This is a genomic window from Marinomonas sp. KMM3893 (assembly GCF_004352855.1).
Classification (GTDB): Bacteria; Pseudomonadota; Gammaproteobacteria; order Pseudomonadales; family Marinomonadaceae; genus Marinomonas; species Marinomonas arenicola.
The window spans coordinates 853,769-878,294 of the sequence record NZ_SJSC01000001.1 but is presented as its reverse complement, the minus strand read 5'-3'; the positions used below and the strand labels follow the sequence as shown (position 1 = coordinate 878,294).

Sequence of the window (24,526 nt, the reverse complement as noted above, 5' to 3'; positions counted from 1 at the left end):
TGATGTTTTATCCCCTGGTTCTTTTTTTTGCTTTTGTACTTGGCTATAAACAGAATTCTTGCCTTTTCAAAAGCTTACAATTCTAAATTGAGATGTTTTTCGGCCTGTACTAGGCTTAGTTTTAGTATTGGTATGGGACGCTGATATCTGGTTTTGAGTGTTCTAAAAGAGCAAAGGATTGCTGGTGTTACTGTGTGCTAGGGTCGTATTTGAACTCAGCGATGATTAATAACGCAATTTGTAGGACGAGGAAGCGGTGAGTGGAAGATTCAGACGATTTTTTGAGGTTAATCTTAGACTCAATTGCAGAGAATATTGCGGTGATTAATGAGCGCGGAGACATTTGCTTTGTTAACCATAGCTGGTCTCAGTTTGGCAGTGATAATGACTGTTTGGTTGTGCAGGATTGGAGCAAGGTGAATTATCTATCCGTCTGCGATAGTGCCGCTTTAGCAGGGGATGAGTTTGGGGCTCTGGCAGGGCGCGGCATTAAAAGTGTTATTGATCAAAAAGAGGCGTATTTCAATTTAGAATATCCCTGTCACAGTAATAATGAGCAGCGCTGGTTTATTATGCGTGTGTCTCCTTTTAAGCTGAACGAAGCGCATTTTTTTGTTATTTCTCATCAGGATGTCACTGAGAGAAAACTGGCAGAAAAAGCGGTGGAAAAACTGGCACGCCGAGATGGTTTGACCAATATTTATAATCGCCGAGCGTTTGATGAAATCTTGAGTGAACAATGGCAGCAATGTTTGACATTAAAACAGCCAATTAGTCTGGCGGTGATCGACCTAGATCACTTTAAGTTGCTCAATGATACCTATGGTCATCAGACTGGGGATGATTGTTTGATCGCGGTGAGTACGCTATTAAAAAACTTTGCCCGCCGCACAGGTGATGTTTGTGCTCGCTATGGTGGGGAAGAGTTTGCCGTTATTTGGAGCTATACCACTTTACTGGAAGCGCTAGTATTGTCTAAAGCCTTGTTAGAAGAGATACGTCAGTTAAAAATTCCCAATGAGCGTTCGCCTATAGCGCCTTATATGACCGCCAGTATTGGCTTAGTGGAAATGACCCCCAACCGTATCTTGGAGACAAGAGATTTAATCGCGCAAGCGGATGATCTACTTTATCAAGCGAAAGAAAGTGGCCGTAATAAAGTCTCAAGCTTAATTGTTGTGCCTTCCTCTGCTGTAGAAAATCAGAACTAGATCATCTCATCCGTGCTTTGACAGACCAATATCGCCATAAAAAAAGAGCAGACCACTTGCGTGATCTGCTCTTTTCGAGGGATATCTCGTTTAGAATACTGTTACCAGTATTACAGTACCGTTAGGATGTTTTCTAGTGCTAGACGAGATTTTGGCAATGCGGCATTGTAGTCTTCAGTCGCATCGTTGTAGCCCATTGCTAGTGCTACGTCACATTGGTAGCCTTCAAGCTCTGGGAACAATTCACTGATCAGCTCATGATCAACACCTTCCATTGGCGTAGAGTCGATGCCCATGCGAGCAAGCGTTGTCATTGTGTTGCCAAGCGCGATGTAAGTTTGCGCTTTTGTCCAAGGTGCATTGATGCCGTTATCGTCTGTGTTCATATCAACGAAAGCGAAAGCGCCAAATGCTTGTTCTTTGTTTTCTGCTTTAGTACGGCCAGCTTCGATGTCAGCGTCGATGACTTTTGAGTAATCTTCACGTTTGTATTCTACTTTGTGGGCGAACAAAATAGTGTGTGACGCTGCTTTTGCGTGTTTTTGGTTGAACTGAAATTTGTTTGCAAAAGTATCATGGAAACGTTGTTTCGCTTCTTCACTTTCAATCACAATGAATTTCCAAGGCTGTGAATTGATAGAAGACGGAGACAGGCGAATGGCTTCGTAGATCACAGCCAAATCTTCTTGAGAAATACGTTTAGACGCATCGTAATGTTTTACTGTGTGGCGTTTTTCTAGTTCAGAAATAATAGGGTTTGACATGTTTGTCTCCATAAAAAAGTAAGCAACTTGGCAGCTTTGCCAATTGAGATGGCGCCATATTAACGCTTCTTCATCAAATGGAAAACAGGGTTTTTGTTGAATTATTATCAATTCTTATTTGATAATACTTTCATGACATTTCTATGAAAAAGGGTGAATTATGCAGCTTGAAGACCTCAGAGTCGTGCTGAACGTTGCGGAGTTTCGTAGCATCACTGCGGCGGCTAGACATCTTGATATGCAAATGGCGACGGCCAGTGCGGCGGTGAAGCGAATTGAAGCGGCGTTAGGGGTGGAATTGTTTGTTCGTACGACACGGCATTTGCGATTATCGAGTGCTGGAGAGCGTTATTTGCCGCAATGTGCTGAAGCGTTATCGTTACTTGAGCAAGCCAAACAAACCATCCACAATGATCTGGATGTGATTAACGGTGAAATTCGAATTGCCGTATCGTCGGACTTAGGTCGAAATCTTGCGATTCCTTGGATTGACGATTTTATGATGCAGCATCCGCAAGTGACACTGAGGGCCCACATCAGCGACAGTAATATCGATTTCTATCGGGATGCCTTGGACATGGCGCTGCGTTATGGGCCGCCCTCAGACTCAAATTTGTATGGCTTCAAAATTTGCAATGTGCCGAGGTTATTGGTCGCCAGCCCCGAATACATTCATCAGCATACGTTGCCATCACAGCCAAAGGATCTATTAAGCCACCAGGGATTGTTCTACCAGCTGCAAGACATTCTAAATGACACATGGCGCTTTTCTGATGATGAGCGTAGTTACAAGGTAAAGCCTAAAGCCATCTGTGCCGCCAACGATGGCGACTTAGTGAGGCGCTGGTGTGTTGCTGGCAAAGGGGTTGCGATCAAGTCGTCACTCGACATCGCTCACGACTTACTCTCGGGTCGCCTTGTTCCCCTGATGCAGGGTTATAAAGTCCCCGAAGGTGAACTTTGGCTGGTCTGTTCTAGTCGCCAATCCATCACGCCAACCGTGCGTTTATTGCGGGATCTCTTTAGAGAACGCACGAAAGCGTTGCTGACGGAATTAGTGCAAAAAGGCTTTATTGACAGCAGCGTATTGGAGGAAGCGAAAGGCAAATAGGTCTTTTAAAGCGACGTTTTAGCGTGATTGACGAGCAGCCCTAACTCTTCCAGCAGCCAATCACGAAAAACCGTGGCGGACTTAGAGAGCGGCTTGCCTTCAGGAAAAGCCAGAAAGTAGTTGTCTTCTGTGGGTAAGCGAACCTTGAGAGGAGAACGTAATGTTTCTTTAAGGTCTTGTTCGGTAAAGAAATCCGGGTAAGCGAGCATTACGCCAAGCCCTGATTTTACCATCTGTGTGGCGGCCACTAGAGTGTCGACTTTATGGCATACCACCTTACTGACATCCATGTCGATGCCAGCTGTTTCAAACCATTGTGACCAAGTGTGGCTGCTTCCCATGACTTCAATAAGAGGCAATGAGAGAAGGTCATTGGATGAGTGGATTAATTTAGCCAGCTGAGGCGAACAAAACGCCTGTACTTCCGCCTTCAGCAGAGGTTCTAGGCTCAGTCCTGGCCAGCGCCCATTGCCATTCATGATGGATAAATCATAGTTACTTTCAGAAAAGTCACGTTCCCAGTTCGAGTGAATCAGTTGTAAGCGAATGCCCGGATAGCGTGTGCAAAATTTATAAATATGATGGGTTAACCAGAGCGACGAAAACGCGTAATTCACATTGAGTACTAAGCGGCCTTTGCCAATAGGAGAAAAAATATCCGCGGTCTTACGCTGCAAATTATTAAGCACCCCTTGCACGACAGGGAGATAGGCCAATCCACTGTTAGTAAGAGTGACCTTTCTGTGTTTACGAATGAATAAAGGATCACCTAAATGATGCTCTAATAGCTTAATTTGCTGACTAACGGCAGATTGAGTCATGTTGAGTTCACGAGCCGCCGCACTAAAATTAAGCAGACGAGCAGCCACTTCAAAGGTTTTGACCCAGTTCATAGGGGGAAGGTCTGTTTTCATATTAATCCATCATAATTACTTATCAACTTTGTCAAAATATGTTGTTTGTATGAAATATACAATAGATCCATCATGGCCTGATGATTCTAGTCGATGTATTTCGTGTACTCAGGAGCGTGCCATGACCGCCAGTGTTAGTCAGCCAACCCCCTCTCTTTTGCAGCAGAAAATTGTCTCAGTTCAACAAGCTGAACACAGTTTAACGCTTGAGTGGGAAACCGGAGAAAGTGCTCAATATCACTATTTGTGGCTCAGGGATAACTGCGCTTCTGCGTTTCATCCGGAGACACAAGAACGGGATTTTGATCTGCTCAGCGTGACGGAGGACATTCACCCGTTGCGTATTCAGGTGAATGACACGAGTCTTGATATAGTGTGGTCAGAAGGAGGGCACAAGAGTACTTTTTTGCTGTCTTGGCTCTATGAACACAATTATTCTCGTCCCACTCGTGCGCGTCACACGAGTAGCTATCAAAGCTGGGATTCGTCATTTGCTCAGCGTATCCCGCGAGCGAATTATGCCTCGGTAATAAGTGATGATGCTGCCTTGTACCAATGGATGGTCGAGCTGGATAAGTTGGGTTTGACCATAGTGGAAGGCATGCCGGACACGGCAGAATCGATGGTAGCATTGGCGACTCGAGTGGACTATTTACGCCAGACAAATTTTGGTACGACCTTTGATGTGGTGTCTGTTGCGTCGCCAATTAATTTGGCTTACACCTCCATTTCACTGCCGCTGCACACGGATTTGCCCAATCAAGAAACGCCTCCGGGATATCAGTTTCTGCATTGCCTTGCGAATGAATGCGAAGGGGGAGAGTCAAGGTTTGTGGATGGGCTACGAGTAGCAGAGGCGTTGCGCGAACAATGCCCAGATCACTTCAAACTATTATCAGAACAAGTGATTCCTTTTCGATACCACGATCAAGAACACGATATTCGTCAGCACCATAGCGTTATCAATGTTGACGACTTCGGTAATATTATCGAAGTGAAATACAATGCGCACATCGCCACTGTGTTTGATTTGCCGGCCGAGGTAATGCATGACTATTACCTTGCTTACCGCAGTTTTATGGCGCGGTTACGGGATGCGCGTTTTGAAATAGAATTGAAGCTGCAAGCCGGTCAAATGGTGGTGTTTGATAACCGCCGAGTGTTACATGGGCGCAACAAGTTTGCCGACACCAGTGGCCGTCGTCATTTACATGGTTGCTATGTTGATCGTTCTGAGTTCAAAAGCCGCTTACGAGTACTTGCCCAAAAACACGGCTAGTTTTCTGATGATAGCAGCAGATCTAGCGCTTATCGCGGAAAATGACAACAGATAAAAGGCAAGGCCAACATACTTTATGTTGGCCTTTTTTTAGGCAATAAAAGGGCTGTTCCTTTATTTGGCGAATAGCTGCCCCATGTCTTTAAACGCTTTAAATTCTAGGGCGTTACCGCATGGGTCTAGGAAAAACATGGTGGCTTGCTCTCCGACTTGCCCTTTAAAACGAATGTAGGGTTCGATAATAAAATGTGTGCCCTGAGCTTGTAATCGTTTAGCCAGGTCTTCCCATTGCTCCCATGTTAATACCACACCAAAGTGAGGAACCGGCACATCGTGACCGTCGACAGAGTTCGTGCTAGCGCTTTCTTGTGTCGGTGTTTTAGGGTGATGATGGATCACTAATTGATGACCAAAGAAATTAAAATCGACCCATTCTTTGGCGGAGCGACCTTCTTCTAATCCGAATACATCGCGGTAAAAAGCACGCGCTAGAGGAACGTCATAAACAGGAATCGCGAGGTGGAAAGGCTGTAGACTCATGGTTTTCTCTCACAATTATTGACTGGTATTAATGATTGTAAGTTCAGCAATAGAACAATAATATCAATGAATATTTGACTGAAATACAAATTTAAATGATGAGTTGAGCCGCGAATGATCAAAGAATTGAAAACCTTAATCGCCGTCGCAAGTGAAGGCACCTTTGCAGCGGCAGGCGCTAAAATTGGCCTAACTCAAGCGGCTGTAAGCGCGCAAATGCAGCGTCTTGAGCACATGTTAGGTATGCAGATTTTTGATCGAGTGGGGCGTACCGCGTACCTCAACCAAGCTGGGTTGCATGTATTAGAGCAAGCCAAAGATATTGTTGACCGTTGTCACAGCCTTGGCACCACGCCGATATTCAAAGAAGGCATGAAGCTGATTAACATCGGGGCCATTACCTCAATACAGCGAAGTGTTTTGCCAACGGCATTGGCGGACTTTCACCAAGAATATTCCAGTTGTCGAACAAGAATATTTCCAGGGGTGTCCATGGCGTTATTGGACAGAGTCGATTCCGGCGAATTGGATCTTGCTGTGATGATACGCCCCACCTTTGATATTCACCCAGATGTCATTTGGGAGCCGCTGATTGAAGAGCCTTTTGTGCTGATTGCTCCTAAGCATTTTGCGGTTGTGGATTGGCAAAGCGGATTATCAGAGCACCCATTTATACGTTACGACCGCTCTTCTTTTGGTGGCCGTCAAGTTGACAAACTATTGCAGCAATTGCCATTTTCCGTGAATGAAAAGTGCGAAGTGGACGAGATTGATGCGATTGTTAAGCTGGTGGAACTGGGCGTTGGGGTCGCGATTGTGCCACAAACGGATGCTCATCCTAATTGGCCTGCTTCTATTGATGCCCTCACGCTAGGTTCGCATTATTTAAAGCGTGAAATTGGTTTAGTCTATAAACAAATGGCCAGTGTGGATCCAGCAATAAAAAGCCTAATTCAGGCGATTACCACAGCAATGACATGGCGATAACCGCCGTCTAGATGGTTAATTTATAACGCTCAATAAATGGCTTTTAATAAAGAGCCAACAAAAAAACGGCGACATTAGGTCGCCGTTTTTCTTTTTTAGTGGGAGCCCATTAAGGCTCTTAACTGGGTTTAGGCGCTTGCCACCCAGAAGGCAACAGGGGTCGCGATGGCCATGGTCAGCAGGGTACGTATGTACCAAATAACCAGTATTTGTCGGATTGAAATAGGGATTTGAGTCGACAAAATACAAGGGATAGACGCCGAGAAAAAGAGAATCGATGAGATGGAAATTACGCCGATAACGAACTTGGTCACGAACACACTTTTGGCCGCGATCAATGCCGGCAGGAACATTTCAGCTAGACCTGTTGCCGAGGCTTTGGCAACCAGCATTGGGTCTGGTAAATGCAACACCCATGCAAATGGGTAGAAAAGATAACCAACCCAATCGAAAATCGGTGTGTATTTGGCTAACAACAAGCCAAGTAACCCCACCGACATAATGGAAGGCAAAATACTCATTGCCATTAACATGCCGTCTTTGGTGTTTTGGATGATGCTTTTACTGAGTGGTTCCGCTTGAGAGGCAACGGATAAGCCCTCTTTTAGTGCATGTTGAATGCGAGAGCCTTCTATTTCATCTACGTCTGCAACGGTTTTTTCATTGTCCATACTGCGTAATGGTGGCAAGCGAACGGTAATTGCAGTCACGATAAAGGTGATGAGTAGGGTGCTCCAGAAAAATAGATTCCATACTTCCATCAAGCCTAACGTTTTCGCAACGATAACCATAAAGGTAGCAGACACGGTAGAGAACCCTGTCGCAATAATCGCAGCTTCTTTGGCGGAATATTGCCCTGATTTATACACCTTGTTGGTAATCAATAAACCAACGGAATAGCTACCGACAAAGGAGGCAACCGCGTCAATGGCGGATTTACCAGGGGTTTTAAAAATGGGCTTCATAATCGGCTGTAGAAGGATGCCTGCTAATTCTAAAAGTCCGTAACTGATTAAAAACGCTAAGAAAATAGCACCAAGCGGCACAATTAACCCAACTGGTACAACCAGTTTTGAGAATAAGAAGGGCAGCATGTCTTTTTCAAATAAGAAAGCGGGGCCGACAGAAAAGAAAGCCATTAACGCAGTTATTACGCCAAGGACTTTGAATACGGACAGCACTTTATTAGTGGTGCTGGTGTGCCATGTCCCTTTCCAAAAAGGGTAGATGCCCCCTGCGATAATCACGATCAATGCGTAGATTTGGATTCCATAAGAGAAATCGGAACGCAGCCAAGAGACGATGTGATCCAGTGGTATAGTACTTTTACCGTTTAGAGTAATCGGTATAAAAAAGAACAGGAAACCAATGGCGCTAAATAAGATGAGCTTTGCAGCAGCAAGCCCTTTGTTTGTCGTTTGAGTGTTGCTTGAGTTCATGGGGGTCGTCCCTTTTGGTTTTAGTTGCTATCGTAAAGGCAAGAATTACCCCAATATGTATATACAACCTATATTTCTGTTTGTTTTTATTGTTAAACCAACAAGTGATAACAAGAGAGTTAGTGTTTTTAGAGGCAATAGTCTCTATTAACCGCTATTTTTCACTTGCGGGAATAATTTACCATCAAAAATATATCATTAATACATGTATAGACAATTAGTGTTTTTTAATGGCGTTTCAAATGGATCGTTAAGGAGAAGGTATGGCTGAGTTTTTGGTGTTAGGCGCAGGGATGGTGGGTGTTAGTAGTGCGCTCGTGCTACAGGCGGCGGGCCATACCGTGACACTTGTGGATCGTATGGAGGCTGGCTGTGAAACCAGTTATGGCAATGCTGGCATCATTCAAGCTGAAGCGGCAGAGCCTTATGCATTGCCTAGAAACCCGATGGCGTTGTTTCAATACGTGTTTGAAGTGAACAATGATGTGACTTGGCGATTAGATGGGTTAATGCAAATGGCGCCAGCGCTTTTGTCTTATTTCCGACATTCTTCTATGGCGAAGCATCGTGAAATTTCCCATTTTTATTCCCAGCTTACTTCGCGATCGACAAAAGATCATGCTGGTTGGATTCGTGATTCTGGTGCTGAAGCGCTTATTCAGCGTAATGGTTTCGCTATGCTATACCGAACGGCAGAGGCGTTTGAGCAAGCCGCTCAAAAGGCGACCTTTTTGGAACGTGAATACGGCGTAACATCGCGGATTATCGACGGAAAACGCTATCGTGCAGAAGAGCCTGAGTTACGCGGTGACCCAGTGGGCGTGGTGGATTTTGAACAAAACTGGAGTTGCCGATCGCCGGGTGATTTGACGAAAGCGTACGCGGCCTTATTTGTGTCTCGCGGTGGGCGCTTTGTTTTTGGTGAAGCGGACAGTTTGCTGCAAACCGCAACCGGCTGGCAAGTCATGACCCAAGAAGGGGCCTTGCATGCTGAACATGCGGTGGTTGCGTTAGGTCCTTGGTCGCCAGAGTTGCTCAAGCGTTTTGGTTATCGAATTCCGATGATTTACAAACGTGGTTACCATGGGCATTTTTCCTCACCAATGACACTAACGCGACCGTTAATGGATGTGGAAAATGGCGTGGTCGCTTCTGCCATGACATCTGGTTTGAGGGTGACAACAGGGGCTGCATTAGTGCCAATGAATGCGCCACTTGATTCGCGTCAGCTAGCTCGTGGTGCTAAGGCGTTGAGTGACATTCTTCCCCTAGGAGATAGGGTAATTGAGCCACAATGGGTAGGAACTCGCCCTTGTATGCCAGGAATGTTACCTCTGGTAGGAGCAGCGCCTAAGCATAAGGGGTTATGGTTTAATTTTGGCCATGGGCATCAAGGCTTCACATTAGGACCAACAACGGCTGAGCTCTTAGCGAAATCGATTGCGGGTGAGGAAAGCGCTTTACTTAGCGCCTTGGCACCCAAAAATCAGTTGGCTTAGTTAGCTGATAAATTGCCAGAAGCTGATTGTCGAAGGTTGATTGTTAAAAGCGAATCGACCGTTGAGCATTATCAGGCTTAAGACGAAAGCGTGACTCTTGATCACGCTTTCACAGCCGAATAAAAAACTCATTAGGCCTTTTAAACGAGTTTATTTGTTTAGAAAACCGCGTTCTTGTAAAAAACCAAGCATGTGTTCGCGTTTCTTTCTTTGTACTGCTGCTGCGGTTTGTTCTGACCAGTTGCTGATTTTTTGGTTGTCACCACGGCTTTGGTAATAGGCTTCCATTTGTGCATCGTATGCTTTGACATCGGTTGCACAGCGCGACGCGTCATAACGGTCAGTATGTAATACGACATCAACAGGCAGGCGCGGCTTAACGTCTGGTTCTGCATCAGGATAACCAAGACAAATACCAAACACAGGGTAAACCTGTTCAGGCAAGGCGAGCAGCTCAGACACTTGGGCAGGGTCATTACGGATGCCGCCAATAAAGACAGCGCCAAGGCCAACAGATTCGGCTGCTAACATTAGGTTTTGCGCCATAAGTGCGGCGTCGACAGTTGCGGTTAAGAAGTGTTCGGCTTGGCCTTCTAATTTGCCAAGTCCTTGCTCTACACAGGCGTATTCTACTCGGCTTAGATCAGCACAGATGACCAGAAACTCTGGCGCCGCTTCGACCCATGTTTGGCCGCCAGCTAAGGTGGCAATTTGTTTTCTATTGTTGCGATCAGATACTTGTACCAATGAATACGCTTGGATAAAACTTGATGAAGCGGCACCTTGAGCGCTGTGGATAAGCTGGTGTAAAAGCGCGGGCTCGATGTCTTTATCTAGATATTTACGAATCGATTTGTGGGCGAGTTGGGCTTCAATAATAGGGTTCATAACTAGGCTACCTTGTAATAATAACCATCGATATTAATCAGACGATTAACAGAAAGAAAGAAGCTTATGAGCTTTCGCATTTTGCTGCACAAAGAAGGCAATATAGGAAAGTGGCTCAGAGGAACTTGTCAGTCTCTAGTAGATTGGCTATGGTCATTCGGCTTTTCAACAGCAGTTGAAGAGTTTTTTTATTTTCTGAAAGGACGTCATTATGTCGAGCAAAGTGTATTGCATTGCGCAGTTTTTACCAAAAGCGGGCCAGGAAAAGGCGGTCTTCAAGTTATTACAAGGACTTGAAGCCAACACGGTACGAGAAGACGGTTGTATTCAATATCGCGTCACGCGCCAAATCGCTAGCCCAGCGGCCACTGGCACCAGCTTCCCCATTGTTTTGAATGAAATTTGGCAAGATATGAAGTCATTTGAAGCTCATAACCAGCGCAACGAATTGGCGGCATTTTTTGAGAGCCAGTGCCTGTCTAGTGATGGCTTAATTGAAGATTGGAATGTGTGCGTGTACTCGGATGAACCTGAAGATTTTGATGCGCCAAAATTAGCTTAATTCTTACGGCGGTTTAAAGAGGCTCGACAAGCATTGTCTTCTCGAGCCAACACTAGTTAGAAGCGGTATTCAGCACCCACGCTGGCTTGGTTAAAGTCCGTATTGGTGTGAGTGCTAGAGCTGTCGGTGGCACTTTTCGCATCTAGATCAACGTCATACCAAGTGTATTGTGCGTTGAGCAAAAAGTTATCCGTCACCTTGAAGCCAACCCCGGCGCCTGCAAAGACTCCAGTGTCGTCAGAACTGTCGCTATAAGAAGCAACGGAATAATCGGTTGAGTACCAAAGTTGTCCGGCTTTTGCGAACAGCTCGACGCGATTACCGACAGGAATGGTGCCTTTAATCGCCGCAGTATAGCCGTCTGTTTTGGCGCTGGTCACATCATTACCATAGTGTCCAAAGTCGATGTAACTCCCTTCTAAAGCAATGTATTGGTTGATTCGATAGCCAATCACACCTTGCTTGATATCATGATCACTGTCTTGGTCAAAATCATCATCACCATCGAGTTTTAAATAACCATAGTTACCACCAACATAAAATCCGTGCGTGTTGGTTGGCCCTTCATTTGCTGCTGCAATTGTGCTGAAAGAAACTAATGCGACCGTTGTCGCGAGTGCGGGAATTAAGTTCTTCATGTGCTTACTCCTCAGTTACTTTTTAAAAAATGATACAAGCAAATTAGCGCTGTACTCAGGTAAGTAACAAGGTGCGTGCCAGTCTGACAGGAGCCCGCCTTTCTTCACTTTTACTGCTCTTTTTATGAGAAAAAACTGACAAACTTGTCACATCCTTCGCAGAAAAAGGGCTTTTTTCGATAAAGCCAAGCGGTAAGGCTCAAGGTAAAAAGCGTTTGTTAGTCAGGCTGATTTTTTATATTTCTGTAGTTTTTTTATACAGTCTGAAAAAATTACCGCTGCTGACTCTGTGAGTTTATGTTGAACTCATCAGGGTCAGTGTTGGTTTATTTTAGACAGGTTAACTTGATCGCTGCGTTCTATGCCTTCGGTGATGGTGCGGCACAATAGGAGAAATTCTCGAATGCTTGGGGTCTGGAATTTTTTCTTATGCCAAAGAAAGTAGAAATAACGCTTTAGATCCAATTCAGGGGTTTCAATGGGGACTAAGCTGCCACGGCGAAAGGCATCTTTTAACGCAAGGCGGGAAATGCAACCAATGCCCAAGCCGGATTCCACCGCGCGCTTAATGGCTTCGGTGTGTTCAAGCTCTAAGCGAATGTTAAGTTGAGCATGATAGTGATGAAAGGCATGGTCAAAGGTTTCGCGTGTTCCTGAGCCACTTTCTCGGAGAATCCAAGGGGTTTTAATGAGCGTTTCCATACTGATGTTGTCGGCGTTGGCTAACGGATTATCAGGTGCGCAGAAAACAACCAGCTCATCGGCCATCCATTTTTCGACTTCTATGTCTGGGTGGTGGCATGCGCCTTCGATCAAGCCGATGTCTAATTCATAGTTGCTGATTTGTTGGATGATCGCGCTGGTGTTGTGTACTTCGAGCTTTATTTGGCTGTCTGGGTGTAGGTGTAGAAACTCAGCGACCAAGAGCGTGGCCAGATAATTGCCTATGGTTAACGTGGCGCCAATTTTCATTAGGCCGTAGCCTTGGTGGCCTTTGAGCGTGTTGTTAATGTCTTCTGCTCGATCCAGTAGCTCGACGGCTAAAGGCAGTATTTGTCGTCCCATTTCGTTGATTTTGAGCGATTTCCCCGCACGATCAAATAACCGTGCGTTGTACTGGCGCTCCAGTTCACCCAATGCTGTGCTGGTTGCGGATTGCGATAAAAATAGGGTGTTGGCAGCACGGGAAACACTGCCGGTACGTGACACGGCAACAAAAATCTCAAGTTGTCTCAGGGTAAACTTCATAGGCTCTATATCTATTTTATAGATGGATAATATCTAAACAATCAACTTAACAAATACTATAGTCGTTTATAAAATAGACAGCAACGAAAACGCTGAAGTCTCGACTGTTTAGTCTTCTTAGTCCTTCAGACGACCATTTTTATAGATTTATAGCAGGATAATCATGAGTGGATTTGCAACCGAACAAGTATTGAGTGTTCATCATTGGGATGACAATCTTTTTAGTTTTAAAGTGACGCGAGACCCAAGTTTGCGCTTTGATAATGGCCAATTTGTGATGATTTGCCTAGAAACAGACTCTCGTCCTTTGATACGCGCTTACAGCATTGCTAGCCCTAATTACAGTGAGCATTTGGAATTCTTTAGTATCAAGGTCGCCGATGGCCCTTTAACGTCACGCTTGCAGCATTTAAAAGCAGGCGATGATATTTTAGTCAGCCGCAAACCAACAGGCACTCTAGTGACCCGTGATCTGCACCCAGGTAAGCACTTGTATTTGTTATCCACAGGCACTGGTTTGGCGCCATTTTTGAGCTTGATACAAGACTTTGAAGCCTACGATGAATACGAAAAAATCATCTTGGTTCATGGTGTGCGTCACGTTAGCGAATTAGCTTATGCGGACTTTATTGAAAACGAGTTGCCAAATAACGAGTACTTTGGTGATTTGGTGAGAGAGAAGCTGATCTATTACCCAACGGTGACGCGAGAGCCATTTCGCAACCAAGGTCGCTTGACCGATTTGATCGCCAGCGGCAAGCTTTTTGAAGACATAGGTCTACCTCCAATGAGTCCTGAGCATGATCGCGTGATGATTTGTGGCAGCCCGCATATGCTAAAAGACACGGCAGCCTTGTTGGATCAACGAGGCTTTAATGAATCACCTAAGATCGGTGTTCCAGGCGATTATGTGATTGAAAGAGCCTTTGTCGAGAAATAAGGTTTTTACTTCCCCATTTTTTCATCCTTTGTGCTCTAGTGCACAAAGGATTTTTTGTGTCATTATTTTCGTGTGCATTGTCGATATAGCCTGGTTCTGGTAGCAAGGCTATTGTGAGCCTCAAAAAAGGCCCCATCTAGACAGATACGACTGACGAATCAGCTAAATTTTGTAGGCCATTGGGCTGCAAAGACTTTTTTACCTGGTTTGCAAAAAGACACTTAGGAGATTCTATGAGTACTGAGACAAGTTACACCCCGCCAAAAGTTTGGCAATGGGAGTCTGAAAATGGTGGTAAATTTGCTAGCACTAACCGACCGACTGCAGGGGCGACACATGAAAAAGTATTGCCGGTAGGTGAGCACTCACTTCAACTGCATTCTTTAGCAACACCGAATGGCCAAAAAGTGACTATCATGCTCGAAGAGCTATTGGCTATGGGAATCGACGCCGCCGAATACGACGCCTATTTGATTAACATTGGTGAAGGCGATCAGTTTGGCTCCGGTTTTGTAGAGATCAATCCGAATTCAAAAATCCCTGCTCTGATGGATCACAGTACAACACCGCCAACTCGCGTGTTTGAATCTGGCTCTATTTTGCAATATTTGGCTGAAAAGTTTGATGCGCTTGTGCCGAGTGACTTTAAAGCTAAGACAGAATGTCGCAATTGGTTGTTTTGGCAAATGGGTTCTGCTCCATATTTAGGTGGCGGTTTTGGTCATTTCTATGCCTACGCACCGTCTAAAATGCAGTATCCAATTGATCGTTTTTCAATGGAAGTAAAGCGTGAACTAGACGTACTTGATCAGCACTTAGCAAACAATGAATTCTTTGCAGGTGAAGAGTACTCGATTGCAGACATCGCGATTTGGCCTTGGTATGGTAATTTGGTACTGGGTAACTTGTACGATGCCGCTGAGTTTTTGGACGTAGCAAGCTACAAAAACGTGATGCGTTGGGCAAAACAGATTGAAGCACGCCCAGCGGTTCAGCGTGGTCGCATCGTAAACAAAGGGTTTGGTGACGGAGCCAAACTGCTGGAGCGTCATGGCGCTTCCGATTTTGATGGTTTACTCGACTAATTAGACTGGGTTGAATCGTTATTGGTTAAGTAAAGGGCTAACTTGGTTAGCCCTTTTTTATGGCTTTGAAAAACGTTAAAAGCTGAGTTTTCCAACAATAAACTGCAAAAACGCGTCGATTCTAGAGGCAAGTGCTGTGTGCTTGTAATACACAGCTTGAATCAATTCTCGTGGATTTGGTGTATGGATGGCGTCTGGCAGTAAGGTAACTAGGCGGCCAGACTGAAGATCATTGGCAATCATAAAATGAGACAGCAGGGCAATGCCGTTGCCCTCTAAGCACAGCTGGCGAATGGTCTCTCCGCTGTTGGCTTTGATGCTAACCGCCAGATTGACGGGAGGGGTATTGGGTAGCTTGTTTAAGTTCGCACTATCAGAGAAGCCAATAATATCGTGCTGGCTTAGCTCATCCAGTGTGCTGGGGGTGCCTGAGCGCAAGAGATAATCAGGCGCAGCCACTAAATGCAAAGGGCTGCGTCCAAGCAGTGACGCGTGCAGTCCTGAATCACTTAAGCCGCCGATCCGAATGGCTAGGTCGGTGCGCTTTTCGATCAAATCAATAATGCTGTCATTTGATACCAGCTCTAATTCGATGTCTGGATAGGCGATTCGAAACGGCTTGATCAAAGGAACAAGCTGATGAAGAACAAAGGGGCTGGCAGCGTCGATTCGTAAACGGCCACTAGGGCGTATTTTTTGTTCGGTGAGGGCGAATTCCGCGCCCATTATTTGCTTCATTGCCTCACGAATCGAGCGAATAAATTGCTCGCCTTCTTGCGTCACTGTGACCTTTCGAGTGGTGCGAGTAAATAAACTGCAGGCGTGCTCTTGTTCAAGGCGTGAGATGGCACGGGAAACCTTGGCGACTTGTATGTCGAGCGCGTTGGCCGCGGCAGAAAAGCCCCCATGATCCGCGACGGCAAGGAGTATTTCTAAGTCTTCTGTCTTTGAGCGTATACCATTCATCTTGCATCACTCGTATATTGTTGCCGATTATGAAAAGGTGATTTGTTATTAATGCTGTTTTTGTAAATATTAACAAGCTTCATACTCCACTCCAACAAAACTTAAATCTCATTTTTAATAGGAGTGCATTATTATGCCGCTTGCTCTTTGGGCACTGGCGCTCAGCGCCTTTGCAATTGGTACGACTGAATTTGTTATTGTTGGCTTGATCCCAACCATTGCAAACGATCTTTCTGTGAGCTTGCCAAGCGCGGGTTTGCTGGTCAGTTTATACGCGCTAGGTGTGGCCGTTGGTGCCCCTGTATTAACGGCGTTAACTGGTAAGTTAAACCGAAAATGGCTGCTGATTGGTTTAATGAGCTTGTTTATTCTCGGTAATATGCTGGCGTGGATTGCACCTAGCTATGAGGCCTTGATTACCGCCAGAATATTAACCGGCTTAGCCCATGGTGTGTTCTTTTCTATTGGTTCGACGATAGCGACTCGCTTGGTGTCGAAAGAAAAAGAAGCCAGTGCGATTGCTTTGATGTTTACCGGCTTAACGGTTGCCTTGGTGACAGGGGTGCCTTTAGGAACTTGGATCGGTCAACACTTTGGGTGGCGTGCGACCTTTTTAGTGGTGTCTGCACTTGGTTTGGTTGCCATGATTGGCAGCGCGATCTTAGTACCTAATAACTTGCCTCAATCTGCCAGTGCGAGTTTGGTGAAACAGTTGTCTGTATTGGCGAAACCGCGTTTGTTATTGGTCTATGCAATGACTGCGATAGGCTACGGCGGCACCTTTGTTGCCTTTACTTTTTTAGCGTCCATTCTTGAATCTGTGAGCGGCTTTCCCTCTTCTGCAATTAGTTTAATCATGCTGGTGTATGGCGTGTCGGTGGCGGTTGGTAATATTTACGGCGGCAGAATGGCGGATCGCATGGGACCTGTGTCGGCTTTGTCTTACCTTTTTGTAGCATTAGCGGCGGTACTTTTCTTATTTTACTTTACGGCGCCTTACCCATGGTTGGCGTTAGCAACTGTATTGATTTGGGGCGCCTTTGCCTTTGGCAATGTGCCAGGGCTACAAGTCTATGTGGTGCAGATTGCTGAGCGAGAAGCGCCACATGCGGTAGACGTAGCCTCTGGACTGAATATTGCGGCGTTTAATGTTGGGATTGCGCTTGGTGCGCTTATTGGTGGCCACATAGTGGATAAATTCCAACTAATAGACACCGCATGGGTTGGCGGCGTTATTGTGCTGGTGGCGTTTGTTTTAACGCGTTTTAGTGGTTACTTGGATAACCGCTCCGTGGCGGAACGAGCCACTGCTTAACGCCTATTAGGTGTACTAAAAGAAAAGGGAGCGATGATGATCGCTCCCTTTTTTGTTGATAAGCGTTTCGTCTTATTTCTTCGGCCTATTTTAACGCTCCGTGTTGTTTGGCTTTTGGTCGATCATTTGCGCTGATGATCGACCGTGATAACTGCTATAAAGATGACAAAAGTCACAGGCGACTCTTCTTTGATGTAGTAGGCTGTCATTTCCTATAAAAATAGCAATTGATTCATCGAGTTATCCCTTTCTGGTATAGAGTTAATGAATGCTCCTCTGAATACGATTGAATAAAACACAACGAGAACGTCAGCATGGAACTCGAGCGTACCCTAATATCGGCTTTTCCCATTGTCCTTCTAATCTGGATGATGACCAAGAAGCGTGCCCTGCCATCCCATATCGCTCTGCCTATAACCGCCTTATTGGTGGGTTTGATCCAACTTTTCTATTTTCAATCCGCAGGGCGTGTAATGGGCGCCAATGTGATTTCTGGTGTGCTGTCTGTGCTCACGCCGATTTCTATTATTGCAGGGGCCATCTTGTTAAACCGAGTGTTGGCCATATCGGGTGCCGAAAAGGTGATTGGGCGTTGGCTGGATTCGATCAGCACGAACGCGGTTGCGCAGTTGATGATTATTGGTTGGGCTTTTGCGTTTATGCTGGAAGGGGCGTCGGGCTTTGGCACGCCAGCGGCGATTGCCGCTCCCATGTTGGTTGGTTTGGGGTTTGCGCCGTTAAATGTGGCCATTTTTGCTTTGATTATGAACTCGGTGCCTGTGTCTTTTGGAGCAGTGGGGACGCCTATTTGGTTTGGTCTTGAGGCCTTAAATCTGAGTCCTGAGCAATTATTAAGCGTGTCTAGCCAGACCGCTTTAATCAATTTGTTTGCCGCTTTAGTGGTGCCTATTCTGGCCCTGAAGTTTGTAGTTAATTGGCATCTTATTCGTCGCAATATCGTCTTTATTTTATTGAGTATCTTGTCTTGTACCTTGCCCTATTATGTCTTGGCTAATTGGAACTATGAGTTTCCTTCGTTGATTGGGGGTGCTATTGGTTTGATGCTGAGCATTGTGTTTGCCAAAGCAGATATAGGGTTAAACGCTGCGGAGCACGATTTGCCAAAAGGTGTGCGGGTGCCTTTTCGTGAGGTATTCACGGCGGTGTTGCCACTGGTGTTGTTGATTGTGATCTTGATCGTTACACGCATCAGTCAGCTGGGCATCAAAGGGTTGCTAACGAATCCCCAAGCTTGGCTAGGCATGGATGTTGGCGCCAGCCATCTAGGGGTCAGTCAATCCTTGGTCATTTCATTTGAAAACATCTTATCGACTTCGGTAAGCTGGTCGTATAAGACGCTTTATGTGCCCGCATTGATTCCGTTTATGCTGGTGGTTTTGGTGTCGATTCCCTTGCTAAAGATGACCGGTCGACAAGTCAAAGAGGCCTTTTCTGAGACCGGTCGCAGGGTGCGACTTCCATTTGTCTCTTTGGCGGGCGCTCTAGTGATGGTGAATCTTATGATGTTGGGCGGTGAAAATTCACCTATCTTCTTGATTGCTAATGCTTTTGCAAACGCAACAGGGAGCAGCTGGTCGTTGTTCGCGGCTTTGCTGGGGGCGTTAGGCAGCTTCTTCTCAGGCTCTGCTACCGTGTCTAATCTGACCTTTGGCGGCATTCAACAAAGCATCGCCGAGCAAGTGGGCTTATCGACAACCTTAATATTGGCACTGCAATCCGCTGGTGCGGCCATGGGAAACATGGTTTGTATTAATAATATTATTGCCGTTTCTACTATTCTTGGCATTAGTAACAAAGAAGGTTTTATCATTAAAAAGACCATTATTCCAATGATGGCTTACGCAGTGATCGCCGCGTTGGTAGGCATTGTTCTCGCCAGTGGCGGGATTTAATCGTCAGGCCAACAAGGGGGAAATGCCTATGTTGGCCTGACTGATTTTAATGTGATTATTTAAAAACCTTCTAGATCAATTTCTTACGAATATTCACCACGAGAATTTCCGCTAGAATAACCACCACAAAAATGGCCAGTAGCGCCACAGACACTCGCTGCCATTGGAACAGGTTCATCGAGTCATTTAAGACAACCCCAATGCCGCCAGCGCCCACCAAGCCCAGCACTGCTGACTCGCGGACATTAATGTCCCAACGGAACAAAATGATGCTGAAAAAGGCAGGTAAGACTTGAGGCCAGTAGCCTTTGATTAATATCGAGGTTGGCGACGCACCGGTTGCCCGAATCGCCTCAACGGCGCCCATGTCCACTTCTTCCAGTGCTTCTGCGAGCAACTTACCGACAAACCCAACAGAGCGAAAGGCGATCGCGAGCACCCCAGCGATTACCCCAGGCCCAAAGATAGAAACAAACAGCAAAGCCCAAACCAGAGAATTGACGGAGCGCGAAGACACTAAGAAAAAGCGAGCGATCCAATGCCCCCAAGCAGAATGGGTAATGTTGCTGGCGTTCATGAGCGCCAGAGGAATGGCGATGATCAAGGTGAGCAAGGTACCTATGGTGGCAATGTTTAGCGTTTCTACGATCGCATCATGAACGGAGAGTGGGTAATAGCTCCATTCCATTGGCCACATACGGCCAAACATATCCGCCATTTGTTCAGGCGCATCAAAGAAGAATTCAGGAATCACTTCGACGGTTTGCATGGATTGAACCAAGGCAACAACTAACACAAGATAGACACTGTAGCGTGCTAGTTTTTGCTTTAGCGTGAAGCGTTGCCAGTGGTGATTAATGGTCGTTTGCATAATAGACTCCTTCACACCTAGCTAAAAATTCGGCGCACAATGTTAGACAAAAACTCACCGATCATAATGATGGCAATGATGGTGATTAAAATGGCGGACACAAAGTCATAATCAAAGCGTTGGAAGGCGGAGAATAAAGTGCCCCCTAAGCCGCCCGCACCGACAATGCCGACCATGGTTGAGTTACGTAAATTGGAGTCCAATTGATAGGTCGCAAAACCAATAAAGCGTGCAAATACTTGTGGCATAACGGCAAATAAAATAACGCTAGCGAACCCTGCTCCTGTCGCACGCACGGCCTCGACTTGCTTCAAAGAAATTTCTTCAATGGCTTCGGCAAACAGTTTTGCAATAAAGCCGATGGACGCCACCACCAGTGTGAGAATCCCTGCGAGCGCTCCGAATCCCACACTTTTCACAAATAAGATTGCGATGATCACAGGGTGAAAAGTACGGCATAGGGCGATCAGGCCGCGCATGGGAATGCTGATCCAGTTGGGCATCAAGTTACGTGCCGAAAAGAGGCCAAAAAACAGCGACAGAATGATCCCTGTAATGCTCGCAATAATGGCGATTTCAAGGCTTTCTGCTAAGCCGCTAAGAAGCAGTTCCCAGCGTGAAAAATTAGGCGGAAACATGCGATCCAATAAGGCATTGGCGTGCCCTAACCCTTCTACGATCCGTGTCCACTCTAAGCCCATCGCATTAAAGGAATAGACCAGATAGGCGGCAATTAAAAACCAACCAAGACGGACTAAGTTATTGCCTTTAAACGGGTTTTCGTGATTGCCTTGCGAATTTATACGAGCCATGACTCACCCCCATAAATTTGTTTTAGGTGATCATCTGTGATGCCTTCAGGTGGACCGTCGTAGACCACAACGCCGTTGCTCATGCCAATCATGCGTTTGGCATAACGGCGCGCCAAATTCACATCGTGAATGTTCACCAAGGCAGGCATGTTTTTTTCAAGCGCAAAACGCTCCAGTAGTTCCATAATTTCGACGGCGGTTTTCGGGTCTAACGAAGACGTAGGCTCATCGGCTAATAGTACGCGTGGGTTTTGCATAACCGCTCGGGCGATGCCGACGCGCTGTCTCTGGCCACCTGATAAACTGTCAGCGCGCTTTTTGGCGTGTTCGGCCAAGCCAACAGCCTCTAATAGTTCAAAAGCGGTATTAATGTCTTCTTGAGAGAAGTTACGGCGCCATGCGTTCCAAGCTGACATGTAGCCTAAGCGGCCCGTTAACACGTTTTCGATCACGGTTAAGCGTTCGACCAGATTGTACTCTTGGAACACCATGCCGATTTTACGACGCAGCATACGAAGTTGTTTACCGCGCGCTTGGGATAAGTCTTCTTGCTCTAACAGAATGTGCCCTTTGGTTGGGTCAATCAAACGATTAATGCAGCGTAATAATGTGCTTTTCCCTGTGCCAGAAGGGCCTATGATGGCGATGATGCCTTGTTCTTTAATGTCTATATCAATGCCTTTTAAAATGGCATTTCCTGCCACATATTCTTTTTGTAAACCTCGAATAGAAAGAAGAGTGTGAGGCTCTGCGCTACCAGCTGTTGTATGCATAATCATTTCCTACGGGCGAAGAGGGCTATGCGACGCGATCTAGGTCATCGCATAGCCCATTCTTTAAAAATAATGAAAAGTAGTAAAAGAGTGCTTTATGGACGCGAACGTCCATAAAAATGATTAACCTTTTTCTTTGGCTAATTCAGCAGCACGTTTTTTCGCGGCTTTTGCGGCTTCTTTTTCCGCCAGCTTTTGTAGGCCCGTTTTGGTGTAAGCGGTTCCTGTTGCGTGGGCGATGTCACGAATTACTTTCCAATCTTCTTTGTAGGTGATTGGGAAGAATCGGTCGGCGCCACCAAAAGTGCTTTGCATGTCTTTTGAAAAGCGGAAGGTGAAAAACGCGTCTTTGATTTTTTCGACAAGCTCAGGGTTTAGATCGTGAGCGTAACCAAAGGCAGACGTTGGGAAACGCGGGCTGGTGTAAATAACACGGAAGTCTTTTTCTTGAATACGCCCCGCATCGATCATGCGATGGTAAACGTCAGACGCCACAGGCGCGGCATCATAGTCACCAGATAATACGCCCATAATGGATTGGTCGTGTTTACCTGAGTATTTCACTTGGTAGTCTTTATCAGGTGTGATGTTGAGGTTTGGAAACAAAGCACGAGGGGCTAGGTTACCAGAGTTAGACGACGCCGATGTATGAGCAACGACTTTGCCTTTTAGATCCGCAACGGTTTTGATGTCGCTGTTTGCTTTGGTAATGATGATCAGGTTATAGCCTTGGAAAGACTCTGCTGTGCCTTTGACGGCAATCGGTACATAGCCACCTAGGTTGACGGCGTAGCCAGTTGGGCCTGTTGAAAAACCAGCAATGTGCAAGCGACCAGAGCGCATGGCTTCTACTTCAGCGGCATTAGAATGCACTGTGTAGTAGATGACTTTTTTGCCTGTTTTTTCCGTTAGGTATTCTTGGAACTCATGAAAAGCGTCTTTATAAACGGCGGGGTCTTCCACTGGGGTATAGGTAAAGACCAGCGTGCTAGGGTCGCGCCATTGGCTTGGGTCTTTTGGCGTATCAGCGACCAGATCCATATTCTCATCACAGAATTTTTCATCCAGTACACCGCGATTGCTGCATTCTGCGGCGTGGGTCGTGGCAGCAGCAAACAGCAAAGAGCCGGAGACTAATAGTCCAGTCAGTATATTTTTAGACATGTTTCTTTCCTCAACACATATTTTTATTATTATCACCGGTCGGGAGGTTCCGTAGTCGGGGATGCGTGAGCCCACACCTTGTGTGATGGCTTCTTGCTATAGAGCAAAGCTAATGCCAGTTAATAAAAACAATTAAAAATCAAAGGCTTATGCTGACTCTTTGATTTATTGAATCGTTTTTTGGACATTATTGTCTTAGTAAAAATAAGGAATGGGTCAGCCTTGTCCATTTTCTTCGCCGCGTCGGAAGTTCTGTTTATCGAGATGATACTTTTTCATTTTTCGATACAGGGTTTTACGGGACAAATCCAACAATTCTGCGGCGTCGTTAAGTTGCCCTTGCGTGGCTCTTAGTCCATCGGTGAGCAATTGTTTTTCGAATTGTTCCATGCGCTCTTCGTAACGACCAACGCCATCCTCTTCCGCTTTGATAGAGTCGATCGAGGCTTCGCTGATGCCGAGCACAAAACGATCAGCGGCATTTTTCAATTCGCGCACATTGCCAGGCCATTGGTGTTGTAAGAGCTTATTGAGCAAGTTGGCATTGAGCTCTGGTAAGTCTCTCGTATAACGCTCAGCCGCTTGCGATGCGTAGTGATGAAACAGGGGCAACACATCTTCAGGGCGATCTTTAAGAGGGGGGATGGTGAGACTGGCGACATTGAGGCGATAGAATAAATCTTTACGGAATTTGCCTTCGTCGCCCAGTTGCGCCAGATTTTCTTTGCTGGCGGCGATAACGGTCAGTACCACTGGAATGGTCTTGGTGCTGCCAACACGTTCAATGGCGCGCTCTTGGAGTACGCGTAACAGTTTAATTTGTACCGAGATCGGCATGGTTTCTATTTCATCTAAAAACAGCGTGCCGCCGTCAGCGGCTTCTATCTTGCCGATGTGGCGTTTGCTGGCACCAGTAAACGAGCCGGCTTCGTGACCAAATAGCTCGCTTTCGATCAGACTTTCACTCATTCCACCGCAGTTGATGGCAATAAATCTGTGGTGTTTTCGCTCACTAAATTCATGGAGGGCGCGAGCAACAATGTCTTTGCCGCAGCCGGTATCGCCATAAATAATAGTGTCGACATTGGCTTGGGCCAGCGCCAGAATTTGTTGACGAATAGTCTGCATAGAAGGGGAGTCGCCGATGATATAAGCCTCCAATCCTTGATGCTTTAATAAACCTTGGCGCAACTTACGGTTCTCTAAAACAAGGCGGCGTTTTTCCACCGCCCGACTGAGTTGCTGGATCAATATTTCCGGCACCAGTGGCTTTTCTAAAAAATCGTAAGCGCCTTCTTTCATCGCCTCAATTGCCATTGGCACATCGCCGTGGCCGCTCATCAAGATCACAGGGATGTCTTCATCGAGTTGATGTATTTGCGCCAATAGGCTCAAACCGCCCATCTTAGGCATTTTTACATCACTCAACACCACCACAGGTGCGTGCTTTTCAAGTGCATTTAGCGCATGGCTAGGGTGGTTGTAAACCTGTATTTGAAAGTCTTCTAGCTCAAGCATTTCAGTGAGCGCTTCGAGTATGTAATGGTCGTCATCTACGATCATTATGTGAATATCATCTAGCATTTCGGGCTCCGTTTTTGCCATTC

Annotated in this window: 23 protein-coding genes; 10 read left to right on the top strand and 13 right to left on the bottom strand. The window is 46.0% G+C overall.

The genetic code is table 11. The features are described 5' to 3' along the window. Window positions 1–260 precede the first annotated feature (260 nt). Complete coding sequence (locus tag E0D71_RS04010; protein ID WP_133001988.1) at window positions 261–1,211, top strand: diguanylate cyclase; 951 nt, start codon at window positions 261–263, stop codon at window positions 1,209–1,211. A 110-nt stretch (window positions 1,212–1,321) separates the two neighbouring features. Here E0D71_RS04010 and E0D71_RS04005 read toward each other — a convergent pair whose 3' ends face one another. Next, window positions 1,322–1,975: a nitroreductase family protein gene (locus E0D71_RS04005; RefSeq protein WP_133001987.1), complete on the bottom strand. Its 654-nt coding sequence runs from the start codon at window positions 1,973–1,975 to the stop codon at window positions 1,322–1,324. Window positions 1,976–2,135: 160 nt separating this feature from the next. Here E0D71_RS04005 and E0D71_RS04000 point away from each other — a divergent pair, with 160 nt between their 5' ends. Beyond that, window positions 2,136–3,086 (top strand): LysR family transcriptional regulator, encoded by a 951-nt coding sequence (locus E0D71_RS04000; RefSeq protein ID WP_133001986.1) that lies wholly within the window; start codon window positions 2,136–2,138, stop codon window positions 3,084–3,086. Between the two features lie 5 nt (window positions 3,087–3,091). Here E0D71_RS04000 and E0D71_RS03995 read toward each other — a convergent pair whose 3' ends face one another. Further along, a complete protein-coding gene (locus E0D71_RS03995) occupies window positions 3,092–4,000 on the bottom strand; it encodes a LysR substrate-binding domain-containing protein (RefSeq protein WP_133001985.1) in 909 nt (302 codons plus the stop codon). Window positions 4,001–4,121: 121 nt separating this feature from the next. On the opposite strand from E0D71_RS03995, the gene E0D71_RS03990 reads away from it, so the two are divergent. Further along, window positions 4,122–5,279, top strand: a complete 1,158-nt coding sequence (locus E0D71_RS03990) for a TauD/TfdA family dioxygenase (protein WP_133001984.1) — start codon at window positions 4,122–4,124, stop codon at window positions 5,277–5,279. A 114-nt stretch (window positions 5,280–5,393) separates the two neighbouring features. On the opposite strand, the gene E0D71_RS03985 is transcribed toward E0D71_RS03990, so the two are convergent. Next, window positions 5,394–5,819: a VOC family protein gene (locus E0D71_RS03985; RefSeq protein ID WP_133001983.1), complete on the bottom strand. Its 426-nt coding sequence runs from the start codon at window positions 5,817–5,819 to the stop codon at window positions 5,394–5,396. Window positions 5,820–5,933: 114 nt separating this feature from the next. Between E0D71_RS03985 and E0D71_RS03980 the strand changes: the two genes are divergently transcribed. Then, window positions 5,934–6,806: a LysR substrate-binding domain-containing protein gene (locus tag E0D71_RS03980; RefSeq protein ID WP_133001982.1), complete on the top strand. Its 873-nt coding sequence runs from the start codon at window positions 5,934–5,936 to the stop codon at window positions 6,804–6,806. Window positions 6,807–6,934: 128 nt separating this feature from the next. Here E0D71_RS03980 and E0D71_RS03975 read toward each other — a convergent pair whose 3' ends face one another. After that, complete coding sequence (locus E0D71_RS03975) at window positions 6,935–8,245, bottom strand: YjiH family protein (protein ID WP_133001981.1); 1,311 nt, start codon at window positions 8,243–8,245, stop codon at window positions 6,935–6,937. 263 nt (window positions 8,246–8,508) lie between these two features. On the opposite strand from E0D71_RS03975, the gene E0D71_RS03970 reads away from it, so the two are divergent. Beyond that, entirely contained in the window at window positions 8,509–9,744 is a 1,236-nt protein-coding gene (locus E0D71_RS03970; protein WP_133001980.1) for an FAD-binding oxidoreductase, read from the top strand. 150 nt (window positions 9,745–9,894) lie between these two features. On the opposite strand, the gene nfsA is transcribed toward E0D71_RS03970, so the two are convergent. After that, window positions 9,895–10,632 (bottom strand): oxygen-insensitive NADPH nitroreductase, encoded by a 738-nt coding sequence (nfsA, locus tag E0D71_RS03965; RefSeq protein ID WP_133001979.1) that lies wholly within the window; start codon window positions 10,630–10,632, stop codon window positions 9,895–9,897. A gap of 211 nt (window positions 10,633–10,843) precedes the next feature. Here nfsA and E0D71_RS03960 point away from each other — a divergent pair, with 211 nt between their 5' ends. Further along, a complete protein-coding gene (locus E0D71_RS03960; protein WP_133001978.1) occupies window positions 10,844–11,194 on the top strand; it encodes an antibiotic biosynthesis monooxygenase in 351 nt (116 codons plus the stop codon). Between the two features lie 56 nt (window positions 11,195–11,250). Here the strand turns inward: E0D71_RS03960 and E0D71_RS03955 are convergent, their stop codons facing one another. Both E0D71_RS03955 and E0D71_RS03950 read right to left on the bottom strand, forming a co-directional pair. Then, window positions 11,251–11,832, bottom strand: coding sequence for a porin family protein (locus tag E0D71_RS03955; RefSeq protein ID WP_133001977.1), 582 nt, complete (start codon window positions 11,830–11,832; stop codon window positions 11,251–11,253). A 315-nt stretch (window positions 11,833–12,147) separates the two neighbouring features. Beyond that, window positions 12,148–13,080, bottom strand: a complete 933-nt coding sequence (locus E0D71_RS03950) for a LysR family transcriptional regulator (RefSeq protein ID WP_133001976.1) — start codon at window positions 13,078–13,080, stop codon at window positions 12,148–12,150. A 163-nt stretch (window positions 13,081–13,243) separates the two neighbouring features. On the opposite strand from E0D71_RS03950, the gene E0D71_RS03945 reads away from it, so the two are divergent. After that, window positions 13,244–14,020: a ferredoxin--NADP reductase gene (locus E0D71_RS03945; protein WP_133001975.1), complete on the top strand. Its 777-nt coding sequence runs from the start codon at window positions 13,244–13,246 to the stop codon at window positions 14,018–14,020. A 233-nt stretch (window positions 14,021–14,253) separates the two neighbouring features. After that, window positions 14,254–15,105, top strand: a complete 852-nt coding sequence (gene yghU, locus E0D71_RS03940; protein ID WP_133001974.1) for a glutathione-dependent disulfide-bond oxidoreductase — start codon at window positions 14,254–14,256, stop codon at window positions 15,103–15,105. 75 nt (window positions 15,106–15,180) lie between these two features. On the opposite strand, the gene E0D71_RS03935 is transcribed toward yghU, so the two are convergent. Beyond that, window positions 15,181–16,071 (bottom strand): LysR family transcriptional regulator, encoded by an 891-nt coding sequence (locus E0D71_RS03935; RefSeq protein ID WP_133001973.1) that lies wholly within the window; start codon window positions 16,069–16,071, stop codon window positions 15,181–15,183. Window positions 16,072–16,204: 133 nt separating this feature from the next. Between E0D71_RS03935 and E0D71_RS03930 the strand changes: the two genes are divergently transcribed. After that, window positions 16,205–17,386, top strand: coding sequence for an MFS transporter (locus E0D71_RS03930; protein ID WP_133001972.1), 1,182 nt, complete (start codon window positions 16,205–16,207; stop codon window positions 17,384–17,386). A 314-nt stretch (window positions 17,387–17,700) separates the two neighbouring features. Further along, entirely contained in the window at window positions 17,701–19,299 is a 1,599-nt protein-coding gene (locus tag E0D71_RS03925) for an L-lactate permease (RefSeq protein WP_133001971.1), read from the top strand. Between the two features lie 70 nt (window positions 19,300–19,369). Here E0D71_RS03925 and phnE (E0D71_RS03920) read toward each other — a convergent pair whose 3' ends face one another. The 5 genes from phnE (E0D71_RS03920) to E0D71_RS03900 form a co-directional block, all read right to left on the bottom strand. Continuing rightward, entirely contained in the window at window positions 19,370–20,170 is an 801-nt protein-coding gene (phnE, locus tag E0D71_RS03920; RefSeq protein ID WP_133001970.1) for a phosphonate ABC transporter, permease protein PhnE, read from the bottom strand. A 17-nt stretch (window positions 20,171–20,187) separates the two neighbouring features. Then, window positions 20,188–20,982: a phosphonate ABC transporter, permease protein PhnE gene (gene phnE / locus E0D71_RS03915; RefSeq protein ID WP_133001969.1), complete on the bottom strand. Its 795-nt coding sequence runs from the start codon at window positions 20,980–20,982 to the stop codon at window positions 20,188–20,190. After that, window positions 20,970–21,755: a phosphonate ABC transporter ATP-binding protein gene (phnC, locus tag E0D71_RS03910; protein ID WP_133001968.1), complete on the bottom strand. Its 786-nt coding sequence runs from the start codon at window positions 21,753–21,755 to the stop codon at window positions 20,970–20,972. The genes phnE (E0D71_RS03915) and phnC overlap by 13 nt, the downstream gene beginning before the upstream one ends. A gap of 123 nt (window positions 21,756–21,878) precedes the next feature. Next, on the bottom strand, window positions 21,879–22,919 hold the full coding sequence (gene phnD / locus E0D71_RS03905) for a phosphate/phosphite/phosphonate ABC transporter substrate-binding protein (protein WP_133001967.1): 1,041 nt from the start codon (window positions 22,917–22,919) through the stop codon (window positions 21,879–21,881). A 216-nt stretch (window positions 22,920–23,135) separates the two neighbouring features. Beyond that, entirely contained in the window at window positions 23,136–24,503 is a 1,368-nt protein-coding gene (locus E0D71_RS03900) for a sigma-54 dependent transcriptional regulator (RefSeq protein ID WP_133001966.1), read from the bottom strand. Window positions 24,504–24,526 lie beyond the last annotated feature (23 nt).

Excerpts from the sequence above, each read along its gene's own strand:
- E0D71_RS04005 (WP_133001987.1), bottom strand. The coding sequence starts at position 1,975 with ATGTCAAACCCTATTATTTCTGAACTAGAAAAACGCCACACAGTAAAA.
- E0D71_RS04000 (WP_133001986.1), top strand. The coding sequence starts at position 2,136 with ATGCAGCTTGAAGACCTCAGAGTCGTGCTGAACGTTGCGGAGTTTCGT.
- E0D71_RS03995 (WP_133001985.1), bottom strand. The coding sequence starts at position 4,000 with ATGAAAACAGACCTTCCCCCTATGAACTGGGTCAAAACCTTTGAAGTG.
- E0D71_RS03990 (WP_133001984.1), top strand. The coding sequence starts at position 4,122 with ATGACCGCCAGTGTTAGTCAGCCAACCCCCTCTCTTTTGCAGCAGAAA.
- E0D71_RS03985 (WP_133001983.1), bottom strand. The coding sequence starts at position 5,819 with ATGAGTCTACAGCCTTTCCACCTCGCGATTCCTGTTTATGACGTTCCT.
- E0D71_RS03980 (WP_133001982.1), top strand. The coding sequence starts at position 5,934 with ATGATCAAAGAATTGAAAACCTTAATCGCCGTCGCAAGTGAAGGCACC.
- E0D71_RS03975 (WP_133001981.1), bottom strand. The coding sequence starts at position 8,245 with ATGAACTCAAGCAACACTCAAACGACAAACAAAGGGCTTGCTGCTGCA.
- E0D71_RS03970 (WP_133001980.1), top strand. The coding sequence starts at position 8,509 with ATGGCTGAGTTTTTGGTGTTAGGCGCAGGGATGGTGGGTGTTAGTAGT.
- nfsA (WP_133001979.1), bottom strand. The coding sequence starts at position 10,632 with ATGAACCCTATTATTGAAGCCCAACTCGCCCACAAATCGATTCGTAAA.
- E0D71_RS03960 (WP_133001978.1), top strand. The coding sequence starts at position 10,844 with ATGTCGAGCAAAGTGTATTGCATTGCGCAGTTTTTACCAAAAGCGGGC.
- E0D71_RS03955 (WP_133001977.1), bottom strand. The coding sequence starts at position 11,832 with ATGAAGAACTTAATTCCCGCACTCGCGACAACGGTCGCATTAGTTTCT.
- E0D71_RS03950 (WP_133001976.1), bottom strand. The coding sequence starts at position 13,080 with ATGAAGTTTACCCTGAGACAACTTGAGATTTTTGTTGCCGTGTCACGT.
- E0D71_RS03945 (WP_133001975.1), top strand. The coding sequence starts at position 13,244 with ATGAGTGGATTTGCAACCGAACAAGTATTGAGTGTTCATCATTGGGAT.
- yghU (WP_133001974.1), top strand. The coding sequence starts at position 14,254 with ATGAGTACTGAGACAAGTTACACCCCGCCAAAAGTTTGGCAATGGGAG.
- E0D71_RS03935 (WP_133001973.1), bottom strand. The coding sequence starts at position 16,071 with ATGAATGGTATACGCTCAAAGACAGAAGACTTAGAAATACTCCTTGCC.
- E0D71_RS03930 (WP_133001972.1), top strand. The coding sequence starts at position 16,205 with ATGCCGCTTGCTCTTTGGGCACTGGCGCTCAGCGCCTTTGCAATTGGT.
- E0D71_RS03925 (WP_133001971.1), top strand. The coding sequence starts at position 17,701 with ATGGAACTCGAGCGTACCCTAATATCGGCTTTTCCCATTGTCCTTCTA.
- phnE (WP_133001970.1), bottom strand. The coding sequence starts at position 20,170 with ATGCAAACGACCATTAATCACCACTGGCAACGCTTCACGCTAAAGCAA.
- phnE (WP_133001969.1), bottom strand. The coding sequence starts at position 20,982 with ATGGCTCGTATAAATTCGCAAGGCAATCACGAAAACCCGTTTAAAGGC.
- phnC (WP_133001968.1), bottom strand. The coding sequence starts at position 21,755 with ATGCATACAACAGCTGGTAGCGCAGAGCCTCACACTCTTCTTTCTATT.
- phnD (WP_133001967.1), bottom strand. The coding sequence starts at position 22,919 with ATGTCTAAAAATATACTGACTGGACTATTAGTCTCCGGCTCTTTGCTG.
- E0D71_RS03900 (WP_133001966.1), bottom strand. The coding sequence starts at position 24,503 with ATGCTAGATGATATTCACATAATGATCGTAGATGACGACCATTACATA.